Origin of the sequence: Xanthomonas sp. SHU 308, assembly GCF_000364645.1 — a bacterium.
GTDB lineage: Bacteria > Pseudomonadota > Gammaproteobacteria > Xanthomonadales > Xanthomonadaceae > Xanthomonas_A > Xanthomonas_A sontii.
The window spans coordinates 1-3,026 of the sequence record NZ_AQOK01000045.1; the positions used below are offsets into that span (position 1 = coordinate 1).

At 49.0% G+C, this 3,026-nt stretch carries 3 protein-coding genes; all 3 read left to right on the top strand.

The features are described 5' to 3' along the window. On the top strand, window positions 1-378 hold a 378-nt coding region (locus D588_RS27515; RefSeq protein ID WP_157836391.1), incomplete at its 5' end, for a hypothetical protein. Window positions 379-485: 107 nt separating this feature from the next. Continuing rightward, a complete protein-coding gene (locus tag D588_RS26290) occupies window positions 486-2,198 on the top strand; it encodes an AIPR family protein (RefSeq protein WP_157836392.1) in 1,713 nt (570 codons plus the stop codon). Between the two features lie 127 nt (window positions 2,199-2,325). Further along, the gene (locus tag D588_RS26295) at window positions 2,326-2,718 is read left to right on the top strand and encodes a DUF4160 domain-containing protein (RefSeq protein WP_081613455.1); all 393 of its coding nucleotides are present in this window, start codon (window positions 2,326-2,328) and stop codon (window positions 2,716-2,718) included. Window positions 2,719-3,026: the final 308 nt, after the last annotated feature.

Sequence of the window (3,026 nt, forward strand, 5' to 3'; positions counted from 1 at the left end):
AAGCCTGTCGGTAAGGACGAGTATCTACTTGCAGCAATATCTGAACTTCAACAAGAGGTTCGTTCGTTAGCAAAAGCCAACCGTAGCCGCGAAACAATAACAACGACCAGGCTGGGAGAAATTTTCTCGAAAAATTCGCTTGAGAAGCGTTTACCTTCCGAGCAAGAATTTGTTTTTAATCGCTTCATGAGCATAGAGGATCCTTCAGGCCTTATGCAAGAGCTGAGTGATCAGAATTCTCCGGCGTTTAGAATAATGCTTGAGGATTATTTATCTCATCTACCCCAGAACATTGCCAGCAAGGATCGACACGTACTTGAAACCCGCAAGAGACTTGCTGAGGCGATCAGATTATTCAAGCACGCAAGTGGAAGCTAGCAATTCATCTCAGCCAACGCCGCTTCGCGGTCAGCCTAAGCCAGGAATTAGCCGGCACAGAAACGGAGTCAATTGTGTGTCCAAGAACCAACTAGACGGAGATTAACTTGTATCACTTGACTGAATTCAAGAAGAAAACCGACCTTCAGCGGCGCTACGGAAGCAACGCATACATTCTATGGGTACTTGGCCTTTACCTTGACGAACCGGACTTGGAGGCGCTTGCATCGCGTGCGTTGACAGACGGCAGCAACGACAAGTGTATGGACTTCGTTGAAATTGATAAGACTGGACAGAAGATCGTAATCGTCCAAGGTTTTTTCTCCGAGAAGTCCTCGGACAAAGCGAAGTCAAAAAAGGCATCCGATCTAATGATTGCGGCGTCGTGGATTGCACACGGCGACAGCAATGCGAAGACGATAAACGAACGCGCTCGAGCTCGCTCTCTGGAATGCCGGCAAGCGCTTGAGTCGGAAGAGATCGAGGCAGTTGAGCTCCTTTACATTCACAACCTTCCTGAGTCTCTAAACAGTCAGGAGGAGTTAGACACATGTCAACGTGCCGCGTCGAAACTCTTTGGCGACAGTGTTTTAGTTACCTGCAAAGAGTTTGGTCTTCGTGAGATCGAGACACTCTTCAATGAGCGCTCGTCACAGATCCTCGTAAAGGATAGAATTAAGATCAACGGAACATGGCTTGGCACGCAGAAGTCAGCGGACTGGACCGCGCATGTTTACTCCGTCAGAGGTGAGTGGCTGCGCGAGCTCTTTAAGGAATACGACGAGAGATTGTTCTCCGCAAACTATCGGGGATTTCTTGGAATAAGTCGCCGAAAAAAGATTAACTCGGCCATTCGCTCTACGGCGAGTTCCCAGCCGGAAGACTTCTGGGTATTCAATAATGGCATCACGCTTTTAACGGATGCACTCACAAGGCGGGGCGCATCAAGTCACCTGACTGGAATATCAATAATAAACGGAGCGCAAACAACTGGCTCTCTTGGTCATGTAGGACAGGAGACGGAACTCTCAAACGTCTGGGTTATGTGTCGTGTTGTGGTATGCAAGAGCCCAGACTTGGTCGAGGAAATTGTTAAATATAACAACACGCAGAACAAGATCACGACTTGGGATCAATATGCCAACGACGAGACCCAAAGTTCGCTCCGCACACAGTTCAAGAACATAGGATTCGACTACAGCGTCAAGCGGGGTTTTGACTCAGTTGAAGCGGAGATTGGCATAGAGAAAGCTGCGCAGCCAGTTCTCGCGTTCAACGGCCACTACGTTGACGCCATTCGGAGTAAGAATGCAGTGTTCGATCGACCGGAGATCTATCGAAAGGCATTCTCGGATCGTACTGCAACACACATATTACTGGCCTACTCGTTCTCTCGGTCTATTGACGAAGTAAAACGGTCTCTCGCAACGAAAGCCGAAAGAACTGAGAACGAAGAGAAGCAGCTTTCCTTGTTCAACTACCTGAGTTTCAAATCATTTCTGCTTGCGTGTATTGGCGCGTCGCTACAGCAATTCGTGGGCGGCAGCTTTGAGTCGAGCAATGCACGACTAGCTCCTCAGGCAATAAAAAATACAGTTGACGAGATTGCCACGCAATTCGACCGCATCACGCGCCAAGTATTAAGAGCTGTGTCTACAAGCATCGAAAATAGGGTTCGACGAGAAAGCGTGTCTGTGGCAAGGATCCTGAAGAGCGAATCCAGCCTTATAGAAATGCGTAGCGACTTAAACTCGTTCTTGGAGTCGGTTCTCGATGGGCAGCAAGACGCAGGCTACAAGAATCTAATTCACACATCGTGACCTACTCATTGATCGTGGCGGGTTTGCGCGACAATGGCCGAGAAACAGGATTAGGTTAACTTCGGAAGCTAAGTTGCTTTACTCGGCGTTTAGCTGTCCACTACTAGTTGGATCTACGGAAATTTAAATGAAACTTGACGATATTAAGCCTCATAAAGAGTGGTCTACCGGCCAGCTTCAAGAGTTGGCGGAATCACTTGAACGCGACTTTCAACAAGGCTATGTAATTGAAGAAACGGAAAAAGGTACGTTACGCATATCGTTTGAGCACGCGGTCGGACGATTGGGAAAGCTCAAGTTTGAGGTATTCTCTAAGGAGCACGCCCCGCCTCATTTCCGCGTAACTTATGGCGACGAGAGCGCCAATTTCTCCATCAGAGATTGTACCAAGCTAAACGGCGGACTTAATCAGTACGAGAAGAACATCGCGATTTGGCACCGGGAAAACAAGCAAGCAATAATAGACAGATGGAATGCCACTCGCCCTAGTGACTGCCCTGTCGGTCCGTATGTCGAGTGAACGCGCAGGTGCCATCTAACAGTGGATAACGGGGTAAACAAAAACAGGGGCCAGAGTGCACTTTTCTTGTGTGCGACACCTTTGAAAACTAGCCCAGGAAAAACAGGGGTCAGAGTGCATTTTTATTGTATGCAAGGCAATTTAAAGTTAGCTCTGACCCCAGTTCTGGCAACGGCGCCAGAAGGGTTTTGTGAGCCGCTCTAAACCCTGGCCATGGCCCGAACCAAGAACGACAAGCACCCAGTCTCCGGACCCAAGCCATCGGCATCGGGCCGGCCACTGGGCATGGCCGATCTCGACTGGCTCGG